The organism is Halomicrococcus pelagicus, assembly GCF_050954125.1.
In genome coordinates this window covers 1-21,746 of sequence record NZ_JBPBWC010000030.1, presented here as the reverse complement: position 1 = coordinate 21,746, position 21,746 = coordinate 1, and the positions used below count along the sequence as shown (strand labels likewise).

The following is a 21,746-nucleotide window of genomic DNA, read 5'->3' as shown; positions in this document are numbered from 1 at the left end:
CTGAGCGGCTTAGTCCTCGTGCCGAGGCGGCCCGGGCCAGCGGTCGTCGGCGACGGTGCGGTCGTACAACCGCGAGACGAGGGCGTCGGCGACGAGGAAGGCGAGGAACGCGACGCCGATCCAGGTCCAGCCCCGGCGAGAGAGCGGGACCACGTCAAAGAAGACGTGCAGGGGCGTGTAGAGGACGAGCAACTGGAGCGCGAGCGTCACCAGTATCGCGCCGACGAGCCAGCGGTTCGAGAAGAATTCCTGGTCGTATCGCGAGCGAATCGACTGGATGCGCACCATTTCGATGGTGACGAGGAAGGTGAACAGTAGCGACTGAGCGACGACGAGGTCCCGGGTTCTCGACAGGCCGAAGAAGAACAGCGCGAGACCGGTGGCGGTCATCAGCGCGCCGATGGTCAGGATGGAGACCATCATCCGGGTGTCGATGACCGGTTCGTCGTCGCCGCGGGGGGAGCGGTCCAGGACGTCGTCGGGTTTCGGGTCGGCCCCGAGCGCGAGCGCCGGCAGGCCGTCCGTGACGAGGTTGATCCACAGCAACATCACGGGCGTCAGGACGAGCGCCTCCGACCGACTGGCGAACGCTCGCGGGAAGAGGACGGTGCCGACGAGCACGCCGACGAACACGACGAGCACCTCGCCCGCATTCGCCGACAGCAGGTAGTTGACGAACTTCCGGACGTTGTCGAAGATGCCCCGTCCCTCGGCGATGGCGTCTCGGATGGTGACGAAGTTGTCGTCCTGCAGCACCATGTCCGACGCCTGCTTGGCGACGTCGGTGCCACGGACTCCCATCGCCACGCCGACGTCGGCGTTGCGCAGCGCCGGCGCGTCGTTGACGCCGTCGCCCGTCATCGCGACCCTGTGGCCGTTCTCCTGTATCGCCCGCAGGATGGTCACCTTGTGTTCCGGTTCGACGCGGGCGAAAACCTCGACCGACCGAACCGCCTCGGCGAGTTCCGGGTCCGATAGCTCGGCCACCTCGGCGCCCGTCATCGCGCCCTCCGGGTCGAACCCGATTTCCTCGCCGATGGCCGTCGCGGTCGCGAGATTGTCGCCGGTCACCATCACGACCCGAATGCCCGCCTGCCGGCAGTCAGCGACCGCCTCGCGCACCTCCGAGCGGGGCGGGTCGAGCATCCCCTGGAGGCCGAGGAAGACCAGGTCATTCTCGATGGCGTCCGCGTCGGCGTCGGCGTCCTCGACCGTCCGGCACGCGAACCCGAGGACTCGGAGCGCGTCGCCCGCAAACTCCCGGTTCTCGTCGAGGACGGCCTGCCTGCGCTCGTCCGTCAGTTCGCGCACCTCGCCATCCGCCACGATGCGGTCGCAGCGTTCGAGGACAGTCTCGGGCGCACCCTTCACGTACGCCGTCGGGGCGTCCGCTGCGCCGGGAAGTCCGCAGCCCTCGTCCGCGACGACCGTCATCCGCTTGCGTTCCGAGGAGAACGGAATCTCCCGGAGCCGTTCGTGGTCGCCGTCGAGACCGGCTTTCGCCGCCGCGACGAGCACCGCGACCTCCGTCGGGTCGCCGTAGTACTCCTCGTCTTCCGAGTCGGGCGCTCGCTCGGCGTCGTTACAGACCGCGCCACAGCGCAGCAGCGGCGCGAGACGGTCGGGGGCGACCGCCTCGCCGTCCCGGCGGAACTCGCCGTCCGGTTCGAGGCCCGTACCCGTCACCTCGTACGCCGCCCCGCCGAACGAGAGCCGTCTGACGGTCATCCTGCTCTCCGTGAGCGTCCCCGTCTTGTCGGTGACGATGGTGTCGACCGAACCGAGGCTCTCGACGACCGGCAACCGACGGACGAGCGCGTTCCGGTCGAGTAGCTTCCGGGAGCCGAGCGCCAGCGTCAGCGTCACGACGGCCGGTAGCCCCTCCGGAACCGCCGCTACCGCCAGCGTGATGCCGGTGAGGAGGATGGTTATCGGGCCGGCCGACGTGAACGAGAGCTGAATCAGCGTCAGGAGGAGGACGAGCGCGACGACGCCGTAGCCGATGCGCCGGCCGAGGCGGTCGACCTCCCGCTGGAACGGCGTCTCGGTGTCCTCGGCCTCCCGTAGCTGGGTCGCTATCGCCCCGACCTCGGTGTCCATCCCCGTCTCGACGACGACCCCCGTCCCGCGGCCTTTCACCGAGTTCGTGTTCATGTACACCATGTTGGTCCGCTCGGCGAGCGGCGCGTCCGGGTCGGTCGTCCCCGGCTCTTTGGAGACGCTGGTGCTCTCGCCGGTCAGCGCCGCCTCGTCCGTTTCGAGATTCGTCGCCGACAGCAGACGCGCGTCGGCCGGTACCGCATCACCCTGTTCGAGGAACACAACGTCCCCGGGGACGACCGCCGACGCGTCAACGGTCACCTTCTCGCCGTCGCGAAGGACGGTCGCGTCGGGCGAGGAGAGTTCCCGGAGCGCCGCCATCGACTGCTCTGCGCGATAGTCCTGGACGAACCCGAAGACGCCGTTGGCGATGAGAATGAGCGTGATGAGCGTCGCGTCCACGTAGTTGGGCTCCTCGCCGGGGAGGAGTCCGACGCCGAGCGACAGGAGCGCGGCGAGGACGAGCAGGTAGACGAGGAAGTCCTGGAACTGCGCGACGAACAGGGAGAGCGGCGACACCGACTCGCCGCGTCGTATCACGTTGCGGCCGTACTCGTCGCGCCGACGCTCGGCCTCGTCCGTCGTCAGGCCGTCCTCGTCGGTCTCCAGTCGGTCGAAGACGCCGTCGAGCGACGCGCTGTGCCACGACGTCACGGTCGTCTCTCGGTCGTCGGATTCCAGTCGTTCCATTGCTCGTCTAAGTCCACGTCCGCGCTGTCGCCCGCCCGTCCCGGAATCGGGCGGGGAGTCCGTCGCCGTCCAGGTCCATCGACGGCCACCTCCGAAGAACTACCGGAGGCCGACCGCCGGCCGCGGGCGACCCGCCGCCGGGTCGCGCAACCCTGCGTCGGGACGCGACCGGCGCGGGGCCGGGAATTTCACACACCGATAATCGAGGTCCAAGTATATGCCTGTCCATGGCGTAGGAAAAAACAGGTGGAAACAATGGCGAACCAGCGCGGACGGAATCGACCGGAGTTGACGCCGGACCTCGTCTTCGACATCCTCCGTGACCAGCGTCGCCGGCACGTGCTGGCGTACCTGTTCGGCGAACGTCGGCCGGTTCCGCTCGACGAACTGACGCGGGCGGTCGCGCGTCGGGAGTTCGACGCGCCGCCGGACAGCCTCGACGACGACCGTCTGGAACGGGTCTGTATCTCGCTTGTCCACACGCACCTGCCGAAACTGACCCAGGCGGGCCTGCTCGAGCGAAACCCCGACACCGACACCGTCGAACTCACGGACCGGGTGGCGTCGCTAGAGGCGGACCTCCGGTTCGCGATCGACGACGACCTGGAAGAGCACTACGTCCCCTGACCCCCGACGGATCCGCGGCGACGTTCCGGACGGAGGAGCGAAGGCGCGACGATTCCCGCACGCGAAAGACGGAGAGTTTATTCCCGTCTCCGGGTCGAAGCGGTAGCCGTAAGGGCACCCGAACGTCCGGCGGCGGACGACGACGGCGAACCGACCGCGACGCGTTCGAACCCAGAACCATGACCGACACCACAGCATACGAGCAGGACGTCAACGCGTACGAACGGATTCTCGTTCCGACGGACGGGAGCGCGCCGTCCGACCGAGCGGCGAGACACGCGACAGCCCTGGCGGCCGCGTTCGACGCGACGCTGCACGTGCTTCACGTCGTCGACGCGCGCCAGTACAGTTCGGGCATCGCCGACCTCGACGACATCGCCCGCGAGCAGGAAGACCGCCTCGAAGCTGCCGGTGAGAAAGCGGTCGCGACCGTCGCCGAACGGGCCGACGACGCAGGCGTCGCGACGATCTCCGACGTCGTCACGGGCGTTCCCTCGGCCACGATTCTCGACTACGTCGACGATTACGACGTCGACCTGATAGCGATGGGCACCCACGGACGGACCGGTCTCGACCGCATACTGGTCGGCAGCGTCACCGAGCGCGTGCTTCGACAGGCGGACGTGCCCGTGCTGAGCCTCCGCGCGACCGGGACCGACGACGGGACCGGGACGCCGACCGAGTACGACGACGTACTCGTCGCCACCGACGGCCGCGAGGGCGTCAGTCCCGCGGTCGCTCACGCGCTGACCGTCGCGGAACAGTACGACGCGACGGTCCACGCGCTGTTCGTCGTCGACGTCCGAAACGTGCTCGTCGACGACGACGTGTTCCCGGATGCCAACGTGAACGCCCTGGCGGCGCTCGAAGACCTCGGCGAGCGAGCGACCGACGCCGTCGCGGCGGCCGGAGCGGAGCGCGGCGTCGAGGTGACGACGACCGTCCAGCAGGGCGTCCCGTCGTCGACCATCCGCGAGGTCGCGGGCGAGCGCGGCGCGGACCTGATAGCGATGGGCACCCACGGACGGTCGGGGGTAGAGCGGTACCTCGTCGGCAGCGTCACCGAGACCGTGCTGCGCCACACCGACGTGCCGGTGCTGTCCGCCCGCCGGACGGACGCGAAGTGAGCGGACCTGTAAGGGAGCGAACCGGTTCCCTCACCAGTATTTTCGGCCTCCGTGAGGTTTGGGGCAAAGACAAAGGAGAATGAAACTCGACACTGGCGTGTATGCCAGACTACGCGAACGACGCGCTCGTGAGTGCCGACTGGGTCGCGGACCGACTGGAGGAGTTCCAGAGCGACGACCCCGAGTATCGCCTCGTCGAGGCCGACATCGACTACGACGAGTCGTACGCCGAGGAACACATCCCGGGTGCGGTCGGATTCCGGTGGGGCCCGCACCTCCAGGACTCGTTCCAGCGCGACATCCTGAAGAAGGCCGACTTCGCCGAGAAGATGGGACGGGCCGGTATCAGCGACGACTCCACGGTCGTCCTCTACGGCGACGAGTGGAACCAGTGGGCGGCCTACACCTACTGGCAGTTCCGGTACTACGGCCACGACGACGTCTACCTGCTCGACGGCGGCCGCAAGTACTGGCTCGATAACGACTACGAGACGACCGACGAGGAACCCGACTTCCCGGCCCAAGAGTACGACGCCGGCGGCCCCTACGACGGAATCCGCATCTACCGCGAGGGCGTCGAAGACGCGCTGGAGATAGACGTGCCGCTCGTCGACGTGCGCTCCGCCGAGGAGTACCGCGGGGAGAAGATAGCGCCCGAGGGCAGCCCCGAGACCGCCCAGCGCGCCGGACACATCCCGGGCGCGACGAACATCACGTGGAAGGAGAACGTGAACGACGACGGGACGTTCAAGGACCCCGACGAACTGCAGTCGCTCTACGACGAGCAGGGAATCACCGACGACAGCGAGGTCGTCACCTACTGTCGCATCGGCGAGCGCTCCTCGATTACCTGGTTCACGCTGCATGAACTGCTGGGCTACGACGACGTGCGCAACTACGACGGGTCGTGGACGGAGTGGGGCAACCTCATCCGCTCGCCCATCGAGACGGAGGTCGACGACCCCGCCAGTCGCGCGAGCAAGGGGTAGTCGCGACCCGGTCCCGAGCCAGCGAACCGCGAACTCGTTTTTCCGGCCGATTTCAGGACGGCGAGGACTCGCAGGCGACCGACCAGTCGGTCTCGGAGGCCGCAGTGAGTCGGCGGTAGAGCGCCGCCAGCCCCTCCGAACTGGTGTCCGGCAGGACGTGCAATTCGACGGAGCCGTTCCGGACGACCGCGGTGAAGGTTGTGTCGAGTTCGTCGTCGTGGACGAGATACACCGGCGCCGGCAGGTCGAACCAGTCGCCGAACGTGTAGGCGTCGCCCGCGAGCACGCCCTCGACGAGGTCCGCCAGTTGCGCCTCCTCGCGGTCGGCGTCGGGCGAGAGACGGAAGATGGTCTCGCCCTCGTAGGTGACGCCGCCGCTGCGAGGGTACTGTCGCTGCGGACGGTGCGGAATCGTGAACGTCGGCTCCTGCTCGGACATACGTGCCAGCCCGTGACGTACCGGAGTATGCCCTCGTTCGTTAAATAGTTCCGGACCGGGAACGGACGAAAATCGCCGCAGCGGAGACGATCACGACGGCGGCGACGTGGCCCACGAGCGCGAAGACGAGGAACGGCTCCTCCCGGACGAACGGCACGAGCACGAGCTGGAGCAGGGCGAACGCGACGGTGAGGACGTCCACCCGGCGGAAGTCGGTGCCGGCCATCGACTCGTCGGAGTACCGCACCGCCACCCAGAAGCCGACGACGCTGGCCCACCACGCCGTCCCGATGCGGTAGCAGACGTCCCAGAGCACCAGCAGCGTGAAGTAGACGGCCGGAAGCGGCGGCTCCCGACCGAGCAGTTCGACGAGCAGCGGCGTGCCGCGCTGCCGGGGGTCGTAGACGAACAGGTACGTGACGAGCCCGACGAACGACAGTAGGCCGAGCACGACCTCGATGCGCGACCCGAACAGGAGTCCCCGATAGGCAGCCGGCGTCTCGAGCTCGCGGATGCTGCGCCCGAGCGTGAGCATCAGCGCGCTTCCCGCGGTAGCGACGACGACCGCCGCCGTGCCCGCCAGCACGCCCTGCCAAAGGTCGTACGCCCACGCGAGCGCGAGGAGAGCCCCCTCGAACAGCGCGAACTGGACGACGACCGCCGCCCAGTCCGGCAGGTCGACGCCCGGGGCGGCGTCGACGATGCCCTCGTACGTCCAGAGCCGGGTCGCCTCCTCGAGCTGCTCCTCGTTCGTCATGCGACCGCCCGCTCGACCGCCTCGTCGAACGGCGTCAGGTTCACGTCCACGAGCGACCGGATGCGGTCGTCGTCGACGACGGTGCGCGTCTTCAGTCCGCGTATGAGGGGATGTGCGACGTCCCGGGGGACGTCGGTCACCAGGTCGACCCAGTAGGCCGACAGCCGCGGCGTCAGCACCGGGACCGACACCATCGTCGGCGAGTGGCCCAGTATCTCGGCGGTGTGCTCGACCATCTCGCCGTAGGTGAGCACGTCCGGACCGCCGACCTCGTACGTCTCGCCGGCCGTCTCGGGAACCTCGAGCACTCCGGCGAGGTAGGCGACCATATCGTCGACCGCGATGGGCTGGCACTCGGTCCGAACCCACTGCGGCGTGATCATCAGCGGGAGCCGCGCCGCGAGCTGGCGGACGATGCGGAAGCTCGTGCTACCGTCGCCGACGACGATGGCCGCCCGGAGGACCGTGAGGTCGAACTCGCCCGTGCCGAGGACGTACTCCACCTCGCGACGCGACTCGAGGTGGTCCGACAGCGTCGCGCGGTGACCGCCGAGACCGCTGAGGTAGACGACGCGCTCGACGCCCGAACCGCGAGTCGCCGCGACGAAGTTGCGCGCCACCTGCCGGTCCTCCCGCTCGAAGTCCTCGCTCCTCCCCATCGAGTGGACGAGGTAGTAGGCCGCGTCGACGCCCTCGAAGACGCCCTCCAGGCTCTCGCGGTCGTTCAGGTCGGCCTCCAGAACGTCGACGCCCGCCGGCGGGTCGTAATCGGAGGCGTTACGCGTCAGCGCCACGACGTCGTGACCGCGCTCGACCAGCGCCGGGAGGAGGTGACTTCCCACGAATCCCGTAGCTCCAGCGACGAGTACTCTCATTCACTGAAATATCGGACGTGGAACACTCAAAAGCTGTCGGGCAATCACGTTTGGCTCACGGCAGGCAGACCGTCCGGCCAGAGCGGGCCGACGCCCACAGCCGTGAAGGGGCCGGCGGCCCCCTGTCCGGGCATGGACCTCTATCTCGTCGCAGTGGCGCTGCTCGTCGTCGGCGTCGTCGGCAGCGTCGCTCCGCTGGTCCCGGGCGTACCGCTCTCGCTCTCGGGCGTCTATCTCTACTGGTGGTCGACTGACTTCGGCGCGCCCGGTCTGGCGTTCGTCGCGACCGCGACGGTCGTCGGCGCCGCCGCGTTCGCGGCCGACTACTTCGGCGGGGCCGCCGCCGCCCGCGCCGGCGGAGCGTCGCGGCTCTCCGCGGTCGTGGCGGCGGTCGTCGGTGTCGTCGCGCTGCTCGTCACCGGTCCGGTCGGGATGCTCGTCGGCGTCACCGGGGCGGTCTTCGCTGTGGAGGCCGTCCGCACGCGGAATGCCCGTCAGGGCCTTCGCAGCGGCGTCTACGCCGCCGTCGGGATGCTCGCCTCGGCGGTCGTCCAGTTCCTCGTGACCGCCGCCGTCCTCGTCGGCTTCCTCGCGGTCACGCTGCTCTGAGCGTCCTCGCCCGAGTCGAACGAACACCCGGACTTTTGACGCTGGCCGTCGTCGCCCGGTGTCATGAAAGCGAACGCGTCCCTGCCCGTCGCGCTGGCCGCGCTGGTGGTGCTGGCAGGGTGTTCGGGAGTGGGGTTGCCGGGCGACGGGACGACGACGCAGGAGCCGCCCCGGACGACGGACGTCGAGGAGAACGTCTCCGCCGCGTTCGTCGTCGACGGCGAGCGCGTCTCGGTGACGCTCGAGGTCGCCAACGCGCCGGAGGAGCGCAGTCGCGGACTGATGTACCGCCAGTCGCTCCCGCGGAACCACGGCATGGTGTTCGTCTACGGGCAGGCGGCCCCGCGGACGTTCTGGATGAAGAACACGCTCGTCCCGCTGGACATCGTCTTCGTCGCGGCGAACGGGACGGTCGTCGACGTCGCGCACGCCGATCCGCAACCGAACGCCACCGACGCGGAACTCAGGCGCTACTCCAGCGACGCGCCCGCGAAGTACGTCGTCGAGATGCGACAGGGGTTCGCTAACCGCACCGGCGTCGGCCCCGGGGCGGAACTCGCGTTCAACGAGTCGCGCCCGACGACCGAAAGCTGACTTTTCTTGCTGCAACCGGGCTGGTAGTTCAGAAGCGTTACCACTGCTCACGGAGAAGCCACGGTATGGAACTGCGACCTGCGACCGAAGCCGACACCGGAGCGATTCGCCGAGTCGCATTACGAGCGTGGCGAGCGACCTACGACGACCTGCTCGACGAGGAGACCATCGAGGAGACGGTCGACGACTGGTACGCCGACGAGACGCTCGCGTCGGCGTTCGACAGCCCCGGAACCGCGTTCGTCGTCGCTACCGAAGACGAGGACGTCGTCGGGTTCTGTCACGGCGTCTGCCAGGACGACGAGGGGTACGTCCTCCGGCTGTACGTCGACCCGGACCACCAGGGTCGCGGCATCGGGACCGCGCTACACGAGCGCCTGCGCGACGACCTGCTCGATTTCAACATGCGCCGCATGAAGGCGATGGTGCTCGCGGGCAATGAGGCCGGAAACGCCTTCTACGAGGGTCTGGACTTCGAGAAGACCGACGAGGGGGAGGTCGAACTCGGTGGCGAACGGTACGCGGAGAACGTCTACACGCTGTCGTTCACGGGCGAGGAAGCCTGACCCGACCCCCGGAACACAAAACATTTACCGAAGGTGGCGCTTTCTCCGTCTACCTCGGGTAGGGGTACGCGAGGTTCATTCTTCGGTGACCGCATCGCCAGTCGCGTCCCTCCCCGGCGACTCGCGGTCGTCGGCAGTCCGCGTCGCGCTCTCCGTCTCGTCTCCCCGACCGCGGGCCGCTCCGCCCGGCGCGACGGCCGAACCCCCGGCCGACCATCCCTCGCCGGTCCACTCCCGTTCGAACAGCCGGTAGGCGCTGGCGAGGTTGACGAGCACGTCGCGTTTCTCGGCGCCGTCCGTCATCGCCTGGGCCGTCGCGTGGACTACCTGCGAGTACTGCACCGTGTCCTGGCCGACCCTCCCGACGTACTCCGAGCCGAACTCGCCGCTCCGGAACGCCGCCCGGACCGCGGCGCGCTGGTAACGCTCCAGGAGTTCGAACAGTCGCCAGTAGTCGACGCCCTCGCGGCGCGCGTCCACCACGGCCGACAGCAGGCGGTGCTCGAAGTGTGCCTCCGGGGACGCCGGCAGGTCCGTCTCCCCGTCCAGACCGAGCGCGTCCAGTATCTCCTCCGTGTCCTCGTCCCTCATGTCAACCCACTGTGGGGTAAGTGTCTTTACTATTTCGGATGAACGGGCGGAGTCGAAGAGACCGGCGTGTCGACGCGCTACCCGAGGTCCCGGAACGCGCCGACGAAGTCCTCGTGGTCGCTGAGGCTCGCGCGAGCGTGGTCGACCTGCTGGCGGAGCTGGTGGACCTCCTCTATTAGCGCCTGATACTCCTCGCTCTGACTGAGCTCCTCGGCGTCCTTCTCAGCCTCCAGGACGGCCTTCTTTGAGACGAGCGCGAAGTACTCCTGGAGATGTCCGTCGTAGTCGACGCGGGTCAGCATCCCCTCGACTACCTGATGCAAGTCGTCTTTCAACACGGGCTTGACAAGGTAATCGTCGAAGCCCATGTCGAGGATGTCGAAGTCGGGTTTGACTGCGGTCACCATCACTACCCTGGTAGAGAGGTCCTGGTCCCGGATCTCGGAGAGAACTTCGTCGCCCGAGAGACCCGGCATCCGCCGGTCGAGCAACACGACGTCGACGCCGTCGTCGAGCAGTTCGAGGGCGCTCTCTCCCTCGTATGCGCTTCGTACGTCGTAGTCGTTCTCGAGCCACGTCGTGTATAGGTCTGTCACGTCTTCCTCGTCCACGACGAGAATCGTAGGGTCGTCAGCAGCCATGATTTGAGTTGACGGATTCGGGAATTTCCAACCTGTACTGGTCGCTAATGAACCATTCGCCATGGCATCTTTATATATTGCGGTTGTAGAGTATCCGAACTATTAGATATGGAACTTATTTTACTTCCGTTCCGATGATACGACCGGAATAAATAACACGCTGGAGCGCGAAAGCTCGAACGGTATGTCCGAAACCAGTGGTCGTTTTTGCTGGACGCACTAGTGACGAAACGCCCGAGGAACGATTCGAGCGGCTTCTAGCACTGCCACCGAGCGCGAAACTGGTCTACCGGGTTCTCCAGGAGGAAGCACCCCTGACCCAGCGGCAGGTACGGGAGAACGCGCTGTTGCCCGCCCGGACGACCCGCGACGCGCTGACGAAACTGAAAGACAGAGGTCTGGTCGAGGAGGGACTCTACGCGCCCGACGCTCGCAAGCGGCTGTACGCACCGCTTCCCGTGGACCGGCCGGAGGACGTGTCCCTCTAGCCGCTCCTCCACCGGGGTCTCGCCGCGACGGCGGGCGACGACGCCCCTGAACGCGAACGGCGGGCGACACGCGGACTTTGATACGGTACCACGTCGTCTCTCGGAGCGATAGAACCATGTCCCGGAACGACCGCGGCGGCCCCGACGGGGAACGACGACCACGGCTCGAGACGAACGAACGCTGGCGGCGTCCGCCCGAGACGCCGGGTGAGCGAGAGCCACGACGACGGACGGCCGACGAGTCGGTGCCACGGTTCGACCGCCCGGCGGACCCCAGCCCCGCCGAACTGCGCGCCGTACTCCGGTCGCTGGAGCGACGGCTGGCGGACGCCGAGTCGAAGCTCGAAGCCCTAGAGGCGGCTATCGACGCCCGGCGCGAGGACACGACGAACAGCGAAGCGCTGAGAGCGTGTCGGATGTGCGGGCGCGTCTGCGTCCGCTACGGGGTCGACGAGCGGTGTCCGTACTGCGACAAGGGACGGCTCCGCCCGCTGTAGATCGTCCCGTCGGACGTTCACTCCGGCGTCGAGAGTCCGTGGACGTTCTGCTGGAGGCGGATGCTCGCGGTGAGCAGGAACGCGCCGACCATCACGACGAAGACGCTCTGGACGCTCCGGGCGACGACGTGGCCGACGCCGAATAGCGTGGCCAGGTCCGCGACCCCGAGCAGTCCGGTGCAGACCAGCACCGGAACGAGATGGCGGCGAAGCGTGTCGACGGGCGTCCCCCGCGTCAACGACTCGAGTCGCTCGGCGAAGACGACGCCGTAGGTGGCAAACGCCAGACTTCCCGCTCCCTTCACGAGCGCGGCCACCGCCCCCTGGTCGATGAGCAACACGACGACGAGTTCGACGAGGATGACGCCGACGAACCCGGTCTCTATCCGTCGTAGTCGGACAAGCGAGACGTCGCGGTCCCCCGGCGGCGGTGCCAGCGCGCTGTTGTAGTACAGTTCTCTCATCGCGAAGGCCAGAAAGACGGTCGCGAACAGAAGCGCCGCGTGCGAGAGCGCGACCAGCGAGCGGGCGTGGACCGCCGCCCCGAGCATCACGGTCAGTCCGTGCGTCGTTCCCGCCACGCCGAGCAGCGTCAGGTAGCGCCAGAACGATCGCTGGGACTCGAGCCGGTCGAGCTGTCGGTTCCGGAGCGCGTAGACGGCGAAGATTGCCGAGGAGACTGTGAGCAGGCCTGCCCCGACGAACTGCACGACGCCGGCGCTGACCTGCGACTCGACGTGCCCGAGCGGAACGACCATGTCTGGCCCAACCTGACACGGACATTACTTAAGCGATTAGACCCGTCCCGCCGAGCCGGCTGAGACTCCCCGGTCGCCCGACGGCCGAAGGGCCTACAGGTAGTCCGTTCAAACCGGTAGCCATGTCGAGCGACCTGACGACGGACGACTTGCCGGCCGACCTGCCGCCGGAGAAACACGACTCCATCGAACGCGTCCGGGCGCTGAGTACGATGATGGACAACGCCATCCCGGTGCCGGGCACCGACTACCGGTTCGGGCTCGACCCCGTCTTGGGGCTGCTTCCGGTCGGCGGCGACGCTCTCTCCGCGGTGATATCGATGTACATCGTACTCGAGGGGTACCTGATGGGCGTTCCCCAGGACAAACTCGCCCGGATGGTCGGGAACGTCATTCTCGACGCGGTCGTCGGGTCCATCCCGGTCCTCGGGACCCTGTTCGACGCGTTCTGGAAGGCCAACGTACGCAACGTCGACCTGCTCGAAGAGCACGTCGAACAGTACGCGTAATCGTCGCTGCGCCCTTCGGCTCTCGGTGGACTCGAACGCCGCGACGCACGCGGCGTGCGTTCGCCGTTTCTCGACCAGCGTCGTCGGAGGTAAGTCCCGACGGGACCGTCGTGCTTCTCTCGACCTCGCGTCTCCGAATTGGAGGCGACCCGCGACCCCCGGTCGCTTCCGTTCAGTTCGCTGTCGATTACCGAGACGGCTCGAACGCGGCGGTGAGTAAGCGGCCCGGGTGAGAACGCCGTCAATCCCGGTCGCCGAGCGCGACGTGGGCGAGCGAGAGCAGTCCGAACGCGGCGACGACGAGCGCACCCCACTGACCGGTCCCCAGAACCGTCATCGGCGGAACGCCGAGCCAGGACAGCAGGACGACGACGATGCCTGCCGCGGTGCTGTGCCGGTAGTAGTCGAGCCACCGCGTCTCGGTCTCCGCCGTTTCGACCTGCTCTCCGTCCTCGTCGGACACGTCGAGGTAGGGGTCGAACTCGTCGGCGAGGACCCCTCGTTCGACGACGCCCCGACTCTGATTGTAGTCGATGACGCCCTCTTCGTCGAGTTTCGGGAGGTGAGACTGGTAGAGAGCGATGTAAACGCGCTGGCGCTCGTCGGACGCCAGCGCCGCCACCGTCGTGTCGTTCTCCCACGCCGCCACCTGCTCCGCCAGCGCCCGCATCTCCACCGGCCCCTCCCGGTCTTTCAGGTAGCGGAGCGCGTCGCGCCGGCGCTGGGTCTGGAGGATGTGGAATATCTTGTCGCGGGAAAGCGACGCCTGAGCGTCCTCCCGGTCGTCGACCGACCGGGGCTGTGGCGCGTCTGACGAGGCGCTCATAGGTCGCCCGGATACGGCCTCGGTGCCTGCCCTGACTCGCCGTTCAAGCAGCGATTACCGGCGGACGTCCACGCCGTCCAGCGCGTACGGCGCAGTAATCTGTCGTTTCCTCGTTCGCGTGCCATGGAGTTCAATAGCACTGCAGCATTTTATAAAGATACTGGGTCCTGACGACGGATAAACGGGTATTCTATCTTTTGGCCAACTACGCTCGGCTTCGCCGGCGGCGAGACGGCCGTCATCCACCTATTAATAGCCGTCAATCGAACGTTACGCCGAATGGCGAACTTCGACAGGCCGGAATACCGCCGCGTCGTGCGCCGTCTCGCGAGCGACGTGGACGTGCGCGTCGAATCCGGAATGAGCGTCCGGGCCGCCCTGTACCGCTCCGTGGGCGATTGCGTGGTCGACCTCTGGAACAGCGAAACATCGTTGCGGATCTGTGAGCTCTCCGAGAAGGAACCCGAAATCGACGTCGTCAACGACGTGGTCACCGAGGACGCGACCGACACGCACGCCGACTACGAGGTGTTCATCCGGGCGATGGCGTTCTCCGTGCTCGCCCAGGACGTCCGGGAGACGTTCGAGAACACCGTCGCCGTACGGTCGGACGACTCCGACGCGCTCCGCGAGTAGGGGAACCGACAACGGGCAGTAGCTTTACTCCGGGCGACTGTGTAGGGACTCCATGGCCGTCGATACTCCAGACGACGAGTTCGACGAATGTGCGAACTGCAACAGCCTCGTCGATACGAGCGACGCCCACCCCCGCGTGACGGTGCGGCACAACGTGACCGCCAACGACGTAGAGCGAGTCGACTGTCACTTCTGCAGCGACGACTGCCTCGACGAGTGGACCGGCGCGTTCCCGGAGTGAGACGGGAACCGGAGAAAGTGAGACGGGAACCCGAGAGCGACCGCTCCCCCGAACTTTTGTACGATAACGCGGAACGTCCGGACGATGAACGTACGACAGGTCGTACCGCGTGACGCCATCCCGAGCGTCGACGACCCGGCGTTCGGACGCGGGTACGACGGCGACCCCGACGACCGTGTCATCGTCGTCGAGTCCGACGACGGGCCAACCCGCGCCTATCCCGTCCGATACCTCCACTACCACGAGGTCGTCAACGACCACGTCGACGACCCGATAGCGGTGACGTGGTGTCCCCTCTGCGGGAGCGCCGTCGTCTACGTCCGCGAGGTGGCCGGGCGAACGCTCACGTTCGGCGTCTCCGGGAAGCTTGCCGACGACGACCTCGTCCTGTACGACCGCGAGACGGAGTCGGAGTGGAAACAGTCGAGCGGCGAGTGCATCGCCGGCGAACTCGCCGGCGAGTCGCTGACCGTCCGCGCTGCGGCGATGCTCCCCTGGAACAGATTCCGTGAGCGCCACGACGACGGCGTCGTCCTCCGGCCGCCGGGCGGCGCGAGCGAGGCCAGCGGCGACGGCGACAGCGTCGAGGAGATCGACTACGACGAGGAGCCGTACCGCGACTACTTCGAGACGGACGGCTTCGGCCTGGCGGCACACCGCGGCGACGGTTCGCGGGAGTGGAACCGCGACGACCTCGACCCGAAGGCGGTCGTCGTCGGCCTCGAACGCGACGGCGACGCGCTCGGCGTGCCGCTCTCCCGCGTCGAGGCGGCCGGCGGGGTCGTCACCGCCAGCGTCGGCGACGCGGACGCCGTCGTCTTCGCCGCCGAGGGCATCCACGCCTTCGAGCATCCGGGGGTCGCCTTCGAACCGGAGGAGGGTCCGTACTTCCGGGGCGACGGCGCACGCTGGCACGGCGCGGCCGGTGAGAGCGACGACGGACGCACGCTGGACCGACTCCCCGCTCGTCGGCTGTTCGCATTCGCCTGGCAGGACGACCATGGTCCCGACGCGTTCTACGAGCCCTGAGACCGCTCGACGACGGTCCCGTCGTCGCCCGCCGCGACCCCGGTCCCGCCCTCGCTGGTCGCGACGCACCGGAACGCCGCGAACGTCGGGAGGTCGACGCGCTCCCAGTCGTCGGCGCGCCGGTAGACGCCGTCCTCGCCGACTGCCAGCAGTTCCGTGCTCCCGTCGTACCCCGCCACCGCCAGAAGCGGTGCGTCGGCGACGGAGCGGCGCGTCCAGCGGTCGCCGTCGTAGCGCAGCGCCGACCCGTCGTCGGTGACGGCGTACAGCGTCTCGCCCGCGAACGCCACGTCGTGCAGGGCGGCGTCCGCCGCGCCGATGCGCTCCCACTCCCGGCCGCCGTCCGTCGTCTCGTACACGCCACCCCCGGTGTCGCAGGCGACGCCGCGCTCGGGCGAGTCGAACGCGACCGCGGCCACGCTCGACCCGCTTCCGGGTTTGACCGGCGCGGCCCACGAGAGGTCGCCGTCGTCGTTGCGTCCGCGGACGATTTCGCCGGACCCGGTGGCGAGGTAGACGGCTTCCCGGCCGGCCCGTCCCGCGACCGCGACGTCGTTCCAGGTGCTCGTCATCTCCTCCGGCGCGGAATGGTCGGTAACGCGGTCGGCGTCGGCGTCGAGTCGCCCCAGCGCGCCGCCGTCGCCCGCGAACCAGACCCGACCGTCCTCGGTCGCGTCCGCACCCCGCAGCGCGTTCGAGGCTGCCCCCGGTCCGTCGTCGACGACCGTCCGCCAGCCGTCGCCGCCGCGCGCCAGGACGACGCCGCCGTCGCCGACCACGCAGGGCCGACCGTCGGCGGTGACGGCGCGCAGCGTCGCGTCGGTCGGCACCGTTGCGGTCGTCCAGCGGTCGCGTTCCAGTTCGGGGTCCTCTGAAGCCCGTTCCTCCCCGGAGTCCGGGGCCGTTTCGTCGCCCGCGCTCGTCGCCTCCGCTACGTCGTTCTCGACGACCGACGGCGACGCCGACGAGTCGGTCGGCGCGCGCTCGCTCTCCTCGCGCGTCGCGTAGAGGTAGACCGGCGGTAGTACGTACGCGGCGACGGCCAGGACCGCGAACCCCTCGTGGACGGTCGTGAGGTATCCGAGGCCGGTCAGCGCCGCGGCGGAGGCGGCGTGAACGGCGGTCCTCGTGTATCGCCGGTAGTAGTTCCAGAATCCCCCGACGGTTCCCCGCTCGGATGCGTCGTCCATTCGCCGGGCGATTGGGCGCTGACACTAATCAGCCTTCTCGCCGCGGACCAGGGGGTGTATCGCGCAGAAGACAGCTATCGCGCGCGGCAGTACCGTCGAGTACTCTCCGCGCGACTAGTCCTTCGCTTCGCCGCCGGCCCGATGGTCCGGCGATTCGAACCCTCGAACTATCTATCCTTCGACTACAATTTCTCTTCGAAATGGTAGAAGCTGACGAAAGTTTATAACCACGGAGACGGCAGAGTCGGACGACTGGTCAACGCGTGTCCGAACCGAACGACGACTCCGAATCAGACGACGACGGCCGACGACTCCCCGGACCGTGGTCGCTAGTACTCCTGTTGCTCGCGGTCTTCTGTGCGGCGTACCTCGCCGTGCCGGGGATTCGCGTCGCGTCCGCCGGCTTCGACTACGTCGGCGTGACGCTCGGCGTTGGACTGATGCTCGCCGGTACCGTCCACTTCCTGCGCCCTCGCCTGGGCGAGAATCCCCCCGAATCGGCGGACGAGACCGGGTCCGCAGACGAATCGGAGTCGCCGGAACCGACAGGTGACTCCGGCGCGAACGAGGACTGATGGTCGATTTCGCCGCGTTCCTCGTGCTGGAACTGCTCGTCGCTACCGCGCTCTTCGCGGCACTCGGCGCGCTCGTGGCGAAGTGCCGGGCGGCCGACGAGTGGAATCCCCGGGGCCTGCGCGACGCCGAACGCGACGGCGGCGTCGAGGACCGCTGGCGCTGAGCGCTACTCGCGCCACTGGGCGATCAGTTCGCTGGTGCGGATTCGCTCGTCCGGGTCCTCGACGACGGCGACCATCGCCTCCCGGTTCAGCGCGTACGCGCGGTTCTCGTCCCGCGTGACGAACGAGCGCTTCCGGAGTTCCGCCAGCAGGCTCTGAATCTGCTCGACGGACGCGGCGACGCTTTCATCGATTTCGTGGACGGTCATCGGACCGTCGCGGGCGAGCGTGGCGACGACGTCCCAGGAGTGGTCCTCGTTACACAGCGACTCGCGGCGTGCGGAGTCGATGCGGACGACCACCGGTTCGGACTGGGCGAGGTCGATGAGCGACGCCGTCTCGGGGTTGATGTCGGTCACCACCGAGTCCCGGAGTTCGTGTCCGCGCTCCCGGAGTCGTTCCAGGTACGCCATCACCTCGTCGTCCTCCGCGTCCCAGACAGCCGATTCGCCCGACCCCTTTTCGTCCGTCTCGTTCGCCTCCGCCTCCTCACCGACCGTTTCGCCGGCGGACGACGTGGCGCCGTCGACTGCGGGCGAGTCGGCAGTCGCCGCGTCGTCCACCTCGCCCGCCTCGCCGTCCGTCGTGGCGGGCGCCGACTCGTCGACGCCCGCCTCGAACTCGCCGAGTTCGGACTGTTCGTCCTGGAGTTCCGCGACCTTCGCTTCGAGTTCGCGGATGCGCTCGTCCTTCTCGCGGAGTCGCCGCTGGACGTCCTCCGGCGCGCCGACTTCGCCGTGGGCGAGAGCGTTCGCCATCTTCCGCGCGGCGGCGGAGACGTTGCGGGCCGATTCGAGTTCGTCCTCCAGTTCGCGGATGCGCTCGTTCCTGTTTTCGAGGCGGCTCTCGAGTTCGGCGACGCGGTTCTGCTCCTGTTCGCGCATCTCCGTGATACCCTCTAGGTCGTCCATCAGCGCGTCGCTGACCGACTTAAGTTCGGGCCGCTCGAAGTCGTCGAGTCCGGGCGTCGCACCCGCGTCGAACGTCTCCTTGCGATTGAACTTGATACGGCGGACGCCCCCGTCGGTCCAGTCCGTCTGGACGAACGCCTCGCCGGAGTCCAGGTCCGGCACCTTCTCGCCGTACTCCGAACCGACGATGCGGCTGACGACCTTCGTGTCGTTCTCCCACGTCAGCCGGTGCCAGACCAGCCAGTTCGCCTGCGTGATGAAGTCCTTCTTCACGTCCGCTGGGCGCTGGCTGATGCCCATGATGCCGAGGCCGTGCTTGCGCCCGCGCTTGCCGACCTTGATGAGCATCTTCCCCGTCTCGCCCATTCCGCCGCCCTCCGGGATGTACTCGTGGCACTCCTCGACGACGAGCAGGAACGGCTTCTTCAGCTTCTTCTCCTTGGCGAATAGGTGTCGGGCCGTCTCGCGGATGAGTTCGTCCGCCTCGTCGTCGTCGAGGTAGCCCGACACGTCGAGGATGATGGGGACGTTCTGGTCGAGCGCGAGCGCCGCGATCTTCTCCGCGTGCTCGGCGCTGACCTGGATGTCACACTCCTCGTCGGCCCCGGCGTGCAGGAGTTCGTACTCCTCCTTCAGGCCGTAGTACTCGCCGTCCGCGTCGATGATGCAGACCGGGTAGCCGGCGTCGAGTAGCTGTTCGACGACGACGCTCGCCGTGTTGGACTTGCCCGACCCCGACTTTCCGGTCACGAAGCCACGGCCCGTCAGAATCTCCACGACGGGAAGGGACACCGGCGTTCCGTCGTCGACGAGATGTCCGACCGACAGCCGCTGTTCTTCGTCCATCTTACTTGCTCGTACCGACAGGTACGTCTTCAAATTTTGCATGGCGACGCGACGGAGAATCGCCGTCGGACGCGAAAACGCCTTGACCGGAGCCGCCGTGCCCGTCCACATGGAGATAGTCGAGAACACGCTCGACGCGCCGCTCGACGCCGTCCTCGACCGACCGCTGTTCTGCTTCCTCGGCACCGCCTCGCCGGAGGGCCACCCGCGCGTCTCGCCGCTGTGGTTCCTCTGGGAGGACGAGCGAGTCTGGATACTCGGCGACACGGAGGGGAAGTCGTACGCGCGACGGGTCGCCGAGCGTCCCGAGGTCGCGCTCGCCGTCGTCGACTTCGGCGTGCGCGCGGGGCGGGTCATCCACGTCGGAATGCGCGGCCAGGCGTCGCTGGAACCGCTCGACGACGACCGGGTCGACCGGCTCCTGGAGCGGTACCTCGGCGAGGACCGCTCGGCGTGGGACCCTCGCTTCGCGGCGCTGGACACGGACCGCTGGTCGTTCGTCCGCGTCGACCCCGACACGGTCGTGGCCCGTGACCAGTCGTTCTCCCCGAGCCTGGAGCGAGCGTAGCGCTACCGCGGCCACCGCCCCAGCGCGCGCCGGACGAGCGCGCAGGCGCGCTGGCGGAGCGGTTCCAGCACCGGCTGCGAACAGACGCCGAGGTACGCCTCGACCGGGTCGTACTCGCCCGTTTCGACCAGCGCGAGGGCGCGGGCCGTCGCCCGGTAGTTCCCGTCGGCGACGAACGGTGGCTCGCAGCCCTCGCGTCGCGCCAGCACCAGCGGTTCGTCGGGCGGATTCTCGCGAAAGTCGAGGACGCGCCCGACGTCGACTCCCGTTTCGGCCGCGAGCGCGTCGGGGTCGCCGCCGGCGACGCACCGCGCCGCGCCGACGACCGTGCCGTCCGACGAGAGCGACTGCCACAGCATCCCCTCGGGTCCCTCGATTACGCGCAGTCGCGCGAACGCCTCCGGCGAGAGCGTCGTCCGGTACCAGCGAACCGGGGCGTCGCGCCAGACGAACGCCGCCGCACCGGGCTTGCAGTCCAGGAGGTGGTCCAGCGCAGCCCGTTCGGACAGCGACTCGACCGCGAGATCGGGCGTCTCCGGCTTCGCACACTCCAGCCGTAGCCAGTGGCGCAGCACCGTCGCCTGCGATACTCGCTGCATTCGTTCCCCCTATCGTCGTCCGGGGACTCGAAACGTGTGCCCGACCGAGACCCGAGCGGGGCCGACGACGGCGCGAGGATTTATTCGCGAGCACGTCGTGCTCCCCACGGTGGTAACCGTGTTCACCGACAGGAGAGACGCGGGTGAGCAACTGGCGACCCTGCTCGAGGAGCGCGGCGTCGATGCGGACATCGTGCTCGCGGTACCGCGCGGTGGGTTGCCCGTCGGGCGGGTGGTCGCGGACCGACTCGATGCGCCGCTGGATATCGTCGTCGCGAAGAAGATGGGCGCACCGCAGAACCCCGAACTCGCCATCGGAGCGGTCGGAGCCGACGGGAGCGCGTGGGTGAACGACGGCATCGTCGAGAATCTGTCGGTGAGCGAGGAGTACGTCGAACGGGAGCGGGAGCGACAGGCCGAGGCGGCCCGCGAGAAGGCCGAGACCTACCGCGGCGGCCGACCGACTCCGGACCTGTCGGGTCGGCGCGTGCTCGTGGTCGACGACGGCATCGCCACGGGCGCGACGATAATCGCCTGCTTGCGACAGGTCAGGAACGACGATGCGGCCCACGTCACGCTCGCCGCACCGGTCGGGTCGCCGACCTCCGTCGAACGCCTCCGCGCTGAGGCCGACGAGGTCGTCTGCGTGGATACGCCGCCGGGGTTCGGTGCCGTCGGGGAGTTCTACCGGCGCTTCGACCAGGTGTCCGACGAACAGGCCCGGTCGTACCTCGACGAGTGACCGCTGCTTTCGACGCCGGAACCCCGACACCGCCGAGGCTGGCGCGACCGTCCGCGGTCGAAGAGCGGTGCGAGTGCGTTCCAAAGTGCACACAGAATCGCCGAGCACGTCGAAGTCCCGTGGCGTTCCGCCACATGGTTGTGTGAATTAAATGCAATACTATCACGGCCGATTGGGGCAGCTTTCCGCGTATCGGGAGGTTCGTGCCGTTTCGCCGGGGTAATCTCGAGAAAAGCGCGGCCGGGAGTCGGGTCCACCTTGCACAATCTACCGAAGCGTTTATATCATTTTCGGCCTTACTACTGGTTAGGGAATGACCTCCCGGGACTTTCTTGGTTCCCCCCTTCCGGGAGCACCCGCCAGCGCATCCGACAGTGCGGTCCCATCAATCCATCATGACTGGTACTCGAATCCGAAACTACGGCGGAGCGGACGTACAGTCCAGTGAAACCGAACACGAACACGAGAGCGAGCAAGAACAGGAGAGCGAGGACGAGACGGTCTGTCCCGAGTGCGGCGGCAACCTCGTCAACGACGAGGAGCACGGCGAGACCGTCTGTGAAG

General features: G+C 67.9%; 27 protein-coding genes. 16 read left to right on the top strand and 11 right to left on the bottom strand.

The genetic code is table 11. The annotated features are described in order from the left end of the window. Positions 1-9: 9 nt before the first annotated feature. Positions 10-2,790 carry a cation-translocating P-type ATPase gene (locus tag ACRYA2_RS25805; protein WP_433634534.1) on the bottom strand — a complete coding sequence of 927 codons (2,781 nt, stop codon included), beginning with the start codon at positions 2,788-2,790 and terminating at the stop codon, positions 10-12. A 255-nt stretch (positions 2,791-3,045) separates the two neighbouring features. Here ACRYA2_RS25805 and ACRYA2_RS25800 point away from each other — a divergent pair, with 255 nt between their 5' ends. The 3 genes from ACRYA2_RS25800 (at position 3,046) to ACRYA2_RS25790 (ending at position 5,533) form a co-directional block, all read left to right on the top strand. After that, complete coding sequence (locus ACRYA2_RS25800; RefSeq protein ID WP_433634532.1) at positions 3,046-3,417, top strand: DUF7344 domain-containing protein; 372 nt, start codon at positions 3,046-3,048, stop codon at positions 3,415-3,417. A gap of 179 nt (positions 3,418-3,596) precedes the next feature. After that, the gene (locus tag ACRYA2_RS25795; protein ID WP_433634530.1) at positions 3,597-4,544 is read left to right on the top strand and encodes a universal stress protein; all 948 of its coding nucleotides are present in this window, start codon (positions 3,597-3,599) and stop codon (positions 4,542-4,544) included. Between the two features lie 101 nt (positions 4,545-4,645). Continuing rightward, positions 4,646-5,533 (top strand): sulfurtransferase, encoded by an 888-nt coding sequence (locus tag ACRYA2_RS25790; RefSeq protein ID WP_433634528.1) that lies wholly within the window; start codon positions 4,646-4,648, stop codon positions 5,531-5,533. A gap of 52 nt (positions 5,534-5,585) precedes the next feature. Here the strand turns inward: ACRYA2_RS25790 and ACRYA2_RS25785 are convergent, their stop codons facing one another. The 3 genes from ACRYA2_RS25785 to ACRYA2_RS25775 are packed head-to-tail and all read right to left on the bottom strand — an operon-like array spanning position 5,586 to position 7,604. After that, positions 5,586-5,972: a hypothetical protein gene (locus ACRYA2_RS25785; protein WP_433634526.1), complete on the bottom strand. Its 387-nt coding sequence runs from the start codon at positions 5,970-5,972 to the stop codon at positions 5,586-5,588. Positions 5,973-6,012: 40 nt separating this feature from the next. After that, complete coding sequence (locus ACRYA2_RS25780) at positions 6,013-6,729, bottom strand: DUF7530 family protein (RefSeq protein ID WP_433634524.1); 717 nt, start codon at positions 6,727-6,729, stop codon at positions 6,013-6,015. Beyond that, positions 6,726-7,604 carry an NAD(P)H-binding protein gene (locus ACRYA2_RS25775; RefSeq protein WP_433634522.1) on the bottom strand — a complete coding sequence of 293 codons (879 nt, stop codon included), beginning with the start codon at positions 7,602-7,604 and terminating at the stop codon, positions 6,726-6,728. Before ACRYA2_RS25775 ends, ACRYA2_RS25780 begins: the two co-directional genes overlap by 4 nt. Positions 7,605-7,736: 132 nt before the next feature. Between ACRYA2_RS25775 and ACRYA2_RS25770 the strand changes: the two genes are divergently transcribed. The 3 genes from ACRYA2_RS25770 (at position 7,737) to ACRYA2_RS25760 (ending at position 9,373) form a co-directional block, all read left to right on the top strand. Next, positions 7,737-8,213, top strand: a complete 477-nt coding sequence (locus ACRYA2_RS25770) for a DUF456 family protein (protein WP_433634520.1) — start codon at positions 7,737-7,739, stop codon at positions 8,211-8,213. A 63-nt stretch (positions 8,214-8,276) separates the two neighbouring features. Further along, entirely contained in the window at positions 8,277-8,807 is a 531-nt protein-coding gene (locus tag ACRYA2_RS25765; protein ID WP_433634518.1) for a DUF192 domain-containing protein, read from the top strand. 65 nt (positions 8,808-8,872) lie between these two features. Further along, complete coding sequence (locus ACRYA2_RS25760) at positions 8,873-9,373, top strand: GNAT family N-acetyltransferase (protein WP_433634516.1); 501 nt, start codon at positions 8,873-8,875, stop codon at positions 9,371-9,373. Positions 9,374-9,448: 75 nt separating this feature from the next. Here the strand turns inward: ACRYA2_RS25760 and ACRYA2_RS25755 are convergent, their stop codons facing one another. Both ACRYA2_RS25755 and ACRYA2_RS25750 read right to left on the bottom strand, forming a co-directional pair. Further along, positions 9,449-9,964, bottom strand: a complete 516-nt coding sequence (locus ACRYA2_RS25755; RefSeq protein ID WP_433634514.1) for a hypothetical protein — start codon at positions 9,962-9,964, stop codon at positions 9,449-9,451. Positions 9,965-10,041: 77 nt separating this feature from the next. After that, the gene (locus tag ACRYA2_RS25750; RefSeq protein WP_433634512.1) at positions 10,042-10,605 is read right to left on the bottom strand and encodes a HalX domain-containing protein; all 564 of its coding nucleotides are present in this window, start codon (positions 10,603-10,605) and stop codon (positions 10,042-10,044) included. 197 nt (positions 10,606-10,802) lie between these two features. On the opposite strand from ACRYA2_RS25750, the gene ACRYA2_RS25745 reads away from it, so the two are divergent. Together ACRYA2_RS25745 and ACRYA2_RS25740 are read left to right on the top strand one after the other, a co-directional pair. Next, positions 10,803-11,093, top strand: a complete 291-nt coding sequence (locus tag ACRYA2_RS25745; RefSeq protein ID WP_433634510.1) for a hypothetical protein — start codon at positions 10,803-10,805, stop codon at positions 11,091-11,093. Between the two features lie 116 nt (positions 11,094-11,209). Continuing rightward, positions 11,210-11,590: a hypothetical protein gene (locus tag ACRYA2_RS25740; protein ID WP_433634508.1), complete on the top strand. Its 381-nt coding sequence runs from the start codon at positions 11,210-11,212 to the stop codon at positions 11,588-11,590. A gap of 17 nt (positions 11,591-11,607) precedes the next feature. Here ACRYA2_RS25740 and ACRYA2_RS25735 read toward each other — a convergent pair whose 3' ends face one another. Further along, a complete protein-coding gene (locus tag ACRYA2_RS25735; protein WP_433634506.1) occupies positions 11,608-12,348 on the bottom strand; it encodes a hypothetical protein in 741 nt (246 codons plus the stop codon). A gap of 122 nt (positions 12,349-12,470) precedes the next feature. Between ACRYA2_RS25735 and ACRYA2_RS25730 the strand changes: the two genes are divergently transcribed. After that, positions 12,471-12,857, top strand: coding sequence for a DUF4112 domain-containing protein (locus tag ACRYA2_RS25730; protein WP_433634504.1), 387 nt, complete (start codon positions 12,471-12,473; stop codon positions 12,855-12,857). Between the two features lie 241 nt (positions 12,858-13,098). On the opposite strand, the gene ACRYA2_RS25725 is transcribed toward ACRYA2_RS25730, so the two are convergent. Then, entirely contained in the window at positions 13,099-13,683 is a 585-nt protein-coding gene (locus ACRYA2_RS25725; protein WP_433634502.1) for a DUF7344 domain-containing protein, read from the bottom strand. A gap of 279 nt (positions 13,684-13,962) precedes the next feature. On the opposite strand from ACRYA2_RS25725, the gene ACRYA2_RS25720 reads away from it, so the two are divergent. The 3 genes from ACRYA2_RS25720 (at position 13,963) to ACRYA2_RS25710 (ending at position 15,589) form a co-directional block, all read left to right on the top strand. Beyond that, complete coding sequence (locus ACRYA2_RS25720) at positions 13,963-14,319, top strand: hypothetical protein (protein WP_433634500.1); 357 nt, start codon at positions 13,963-13,965, stop codon at positions 14,317-14,319. A gap of 52 nt (positions 14,320-14,371) precedes the next feature. Then, positions 14,372-14,560, top strand: a complete 189-nt coding sequence (locus tag ACRYA2_RS25715) for a DUF7576 family protein (RefSeq protein WP_433634498.1) — start codon at positions 14,372-14,374, stop codon at positions 14,558-14,560. A gap of 84 nt (positions 14,561-14,644) precedes the next feature. Next, the gene (locus ACRYA2_RS25710) at positions 14,645-15,589 is read left to right on the top strand and encodes a DUF3179 domain-containing protein (RefSeq protein WP_433634496.1); all 945 of its coding nucleotides are present in this window, start codon (positions 14,645-14,647) and stop codon (positions 15,587-15,589) included. On the opposite strand, the gene ACRYA2_RS25705 is transcribed toward ACRYA2_RS25710, so the two are convergent. Further along, positions 15,577-16,779, bottom strand: a complete 1,203-nt coding sequence (locus ACRYA2_RS25705; protein WP_433634494.1) for a WD40/YVTN/BNR-like repeat-containing protein — start codon at positions 16,777-16,779, stop codon at positions 15,577-15,579. The two genes, ACRYA2_RS25710 and ACRYA2_RS25705, sit on opposite strands and share 13 nt — an antisense overlap. 263 nt (positions 16,780-17,042) lie before the next feature. Between ACRYA2_RS25705 and ACRYA2_RS25700 the strand changes: the two genes are divergently transcribed. Further along, complete coding sequence (locus tag ACRYA2_RS25700; RefSeq protein ID WP_433634492.1) at positions 17,043-17,354, top strand: hypothetical protein; 312 nt, start codon at positions 17,043-17,045, stop codon at positions 17,352-17,354. Continuing rightward, on the top strand, positions 17,354-17,518 hold the full coding sequence (locus tag ACRYA2_RS25695) for a hypothetical protein (protein ID WP_433634490.1): 165 nt from the start codon (positions 17,354-17,356) through the stop codon (positions 17,516-17,518). Before ACRYA2_RS25700 ends, ACRYA2_RS25695 begins: the two co-directional genes overlap by 1 nt. Positions 17,519-17,521: 3 nt before the next feature. Here ACRYA2_RS25695 and ACRYA2_RS25690 read toward each other — a convergent pair whose 3' ends face one another. Next, positions 17,522-19,273, bottom strand: coding sequence for an ATP-binding protein (locus ACRYA2_RS25690; protein WP_433634488.1), 1,752 nt, complete (start codon positions 19,271-19,273; stop codon positions 17,522-17,524). A 109-nt stretch (positions 19,274-19,382) separates the two neighbouring features. Here ACRYA2_RS25690 and ACRYA2_RS25685 point away from each other — a divergent pair, with 109 nt between their 5' ends. After that, a complete protein-coding gene (locus ACRYA2_RS25685; RefSeq protein ID WP_433634560.1) occupies positions 19,383-19,841 on the top strand; it encodes a pyridoxamine 5'-phosphate oxidase family protein in 459 nt (152 codons plus the stop codon). 2 nt (positions 19,842-19,843) lie between these two features. Here the strand turns inward: ACRYA2_RS25685 and ACRYA2_RS25680 are convergent, their stop codons facing one another. Then, positions 19,844-20,440 carry a hypothetical protein gene (locus ACRYA2_RS25680; protein ID WP_433634486.1) on the bottom strand — a complete coding sequence of 199 codons (597 nt, stop codon included), beginning with the start codon at positions 20,438-20,440 and terminating at the stop codon, positions 19,844-19,846. Positions 20,441-20,558: 118 nt separating this feature from the next. Here ACRYA2_RS25680 and ACRYA2_RS25675 point away from each other — a divergent pair, with 118 nt between their 5' ends. Continuing rightward, positions 20,559-21,182, top strand: a complete 624-nt coding sequence (locus tag ACRYA2_RS25675) for a phosphoribosyltransferase (protein ID WP_433634558.1) — start codon at positions 20,559-20,561, stop codon at positions 21,180-21,182. The last annotated feature ends 564 nt before the right edge of the window (positions 21,183-21,746 follow it).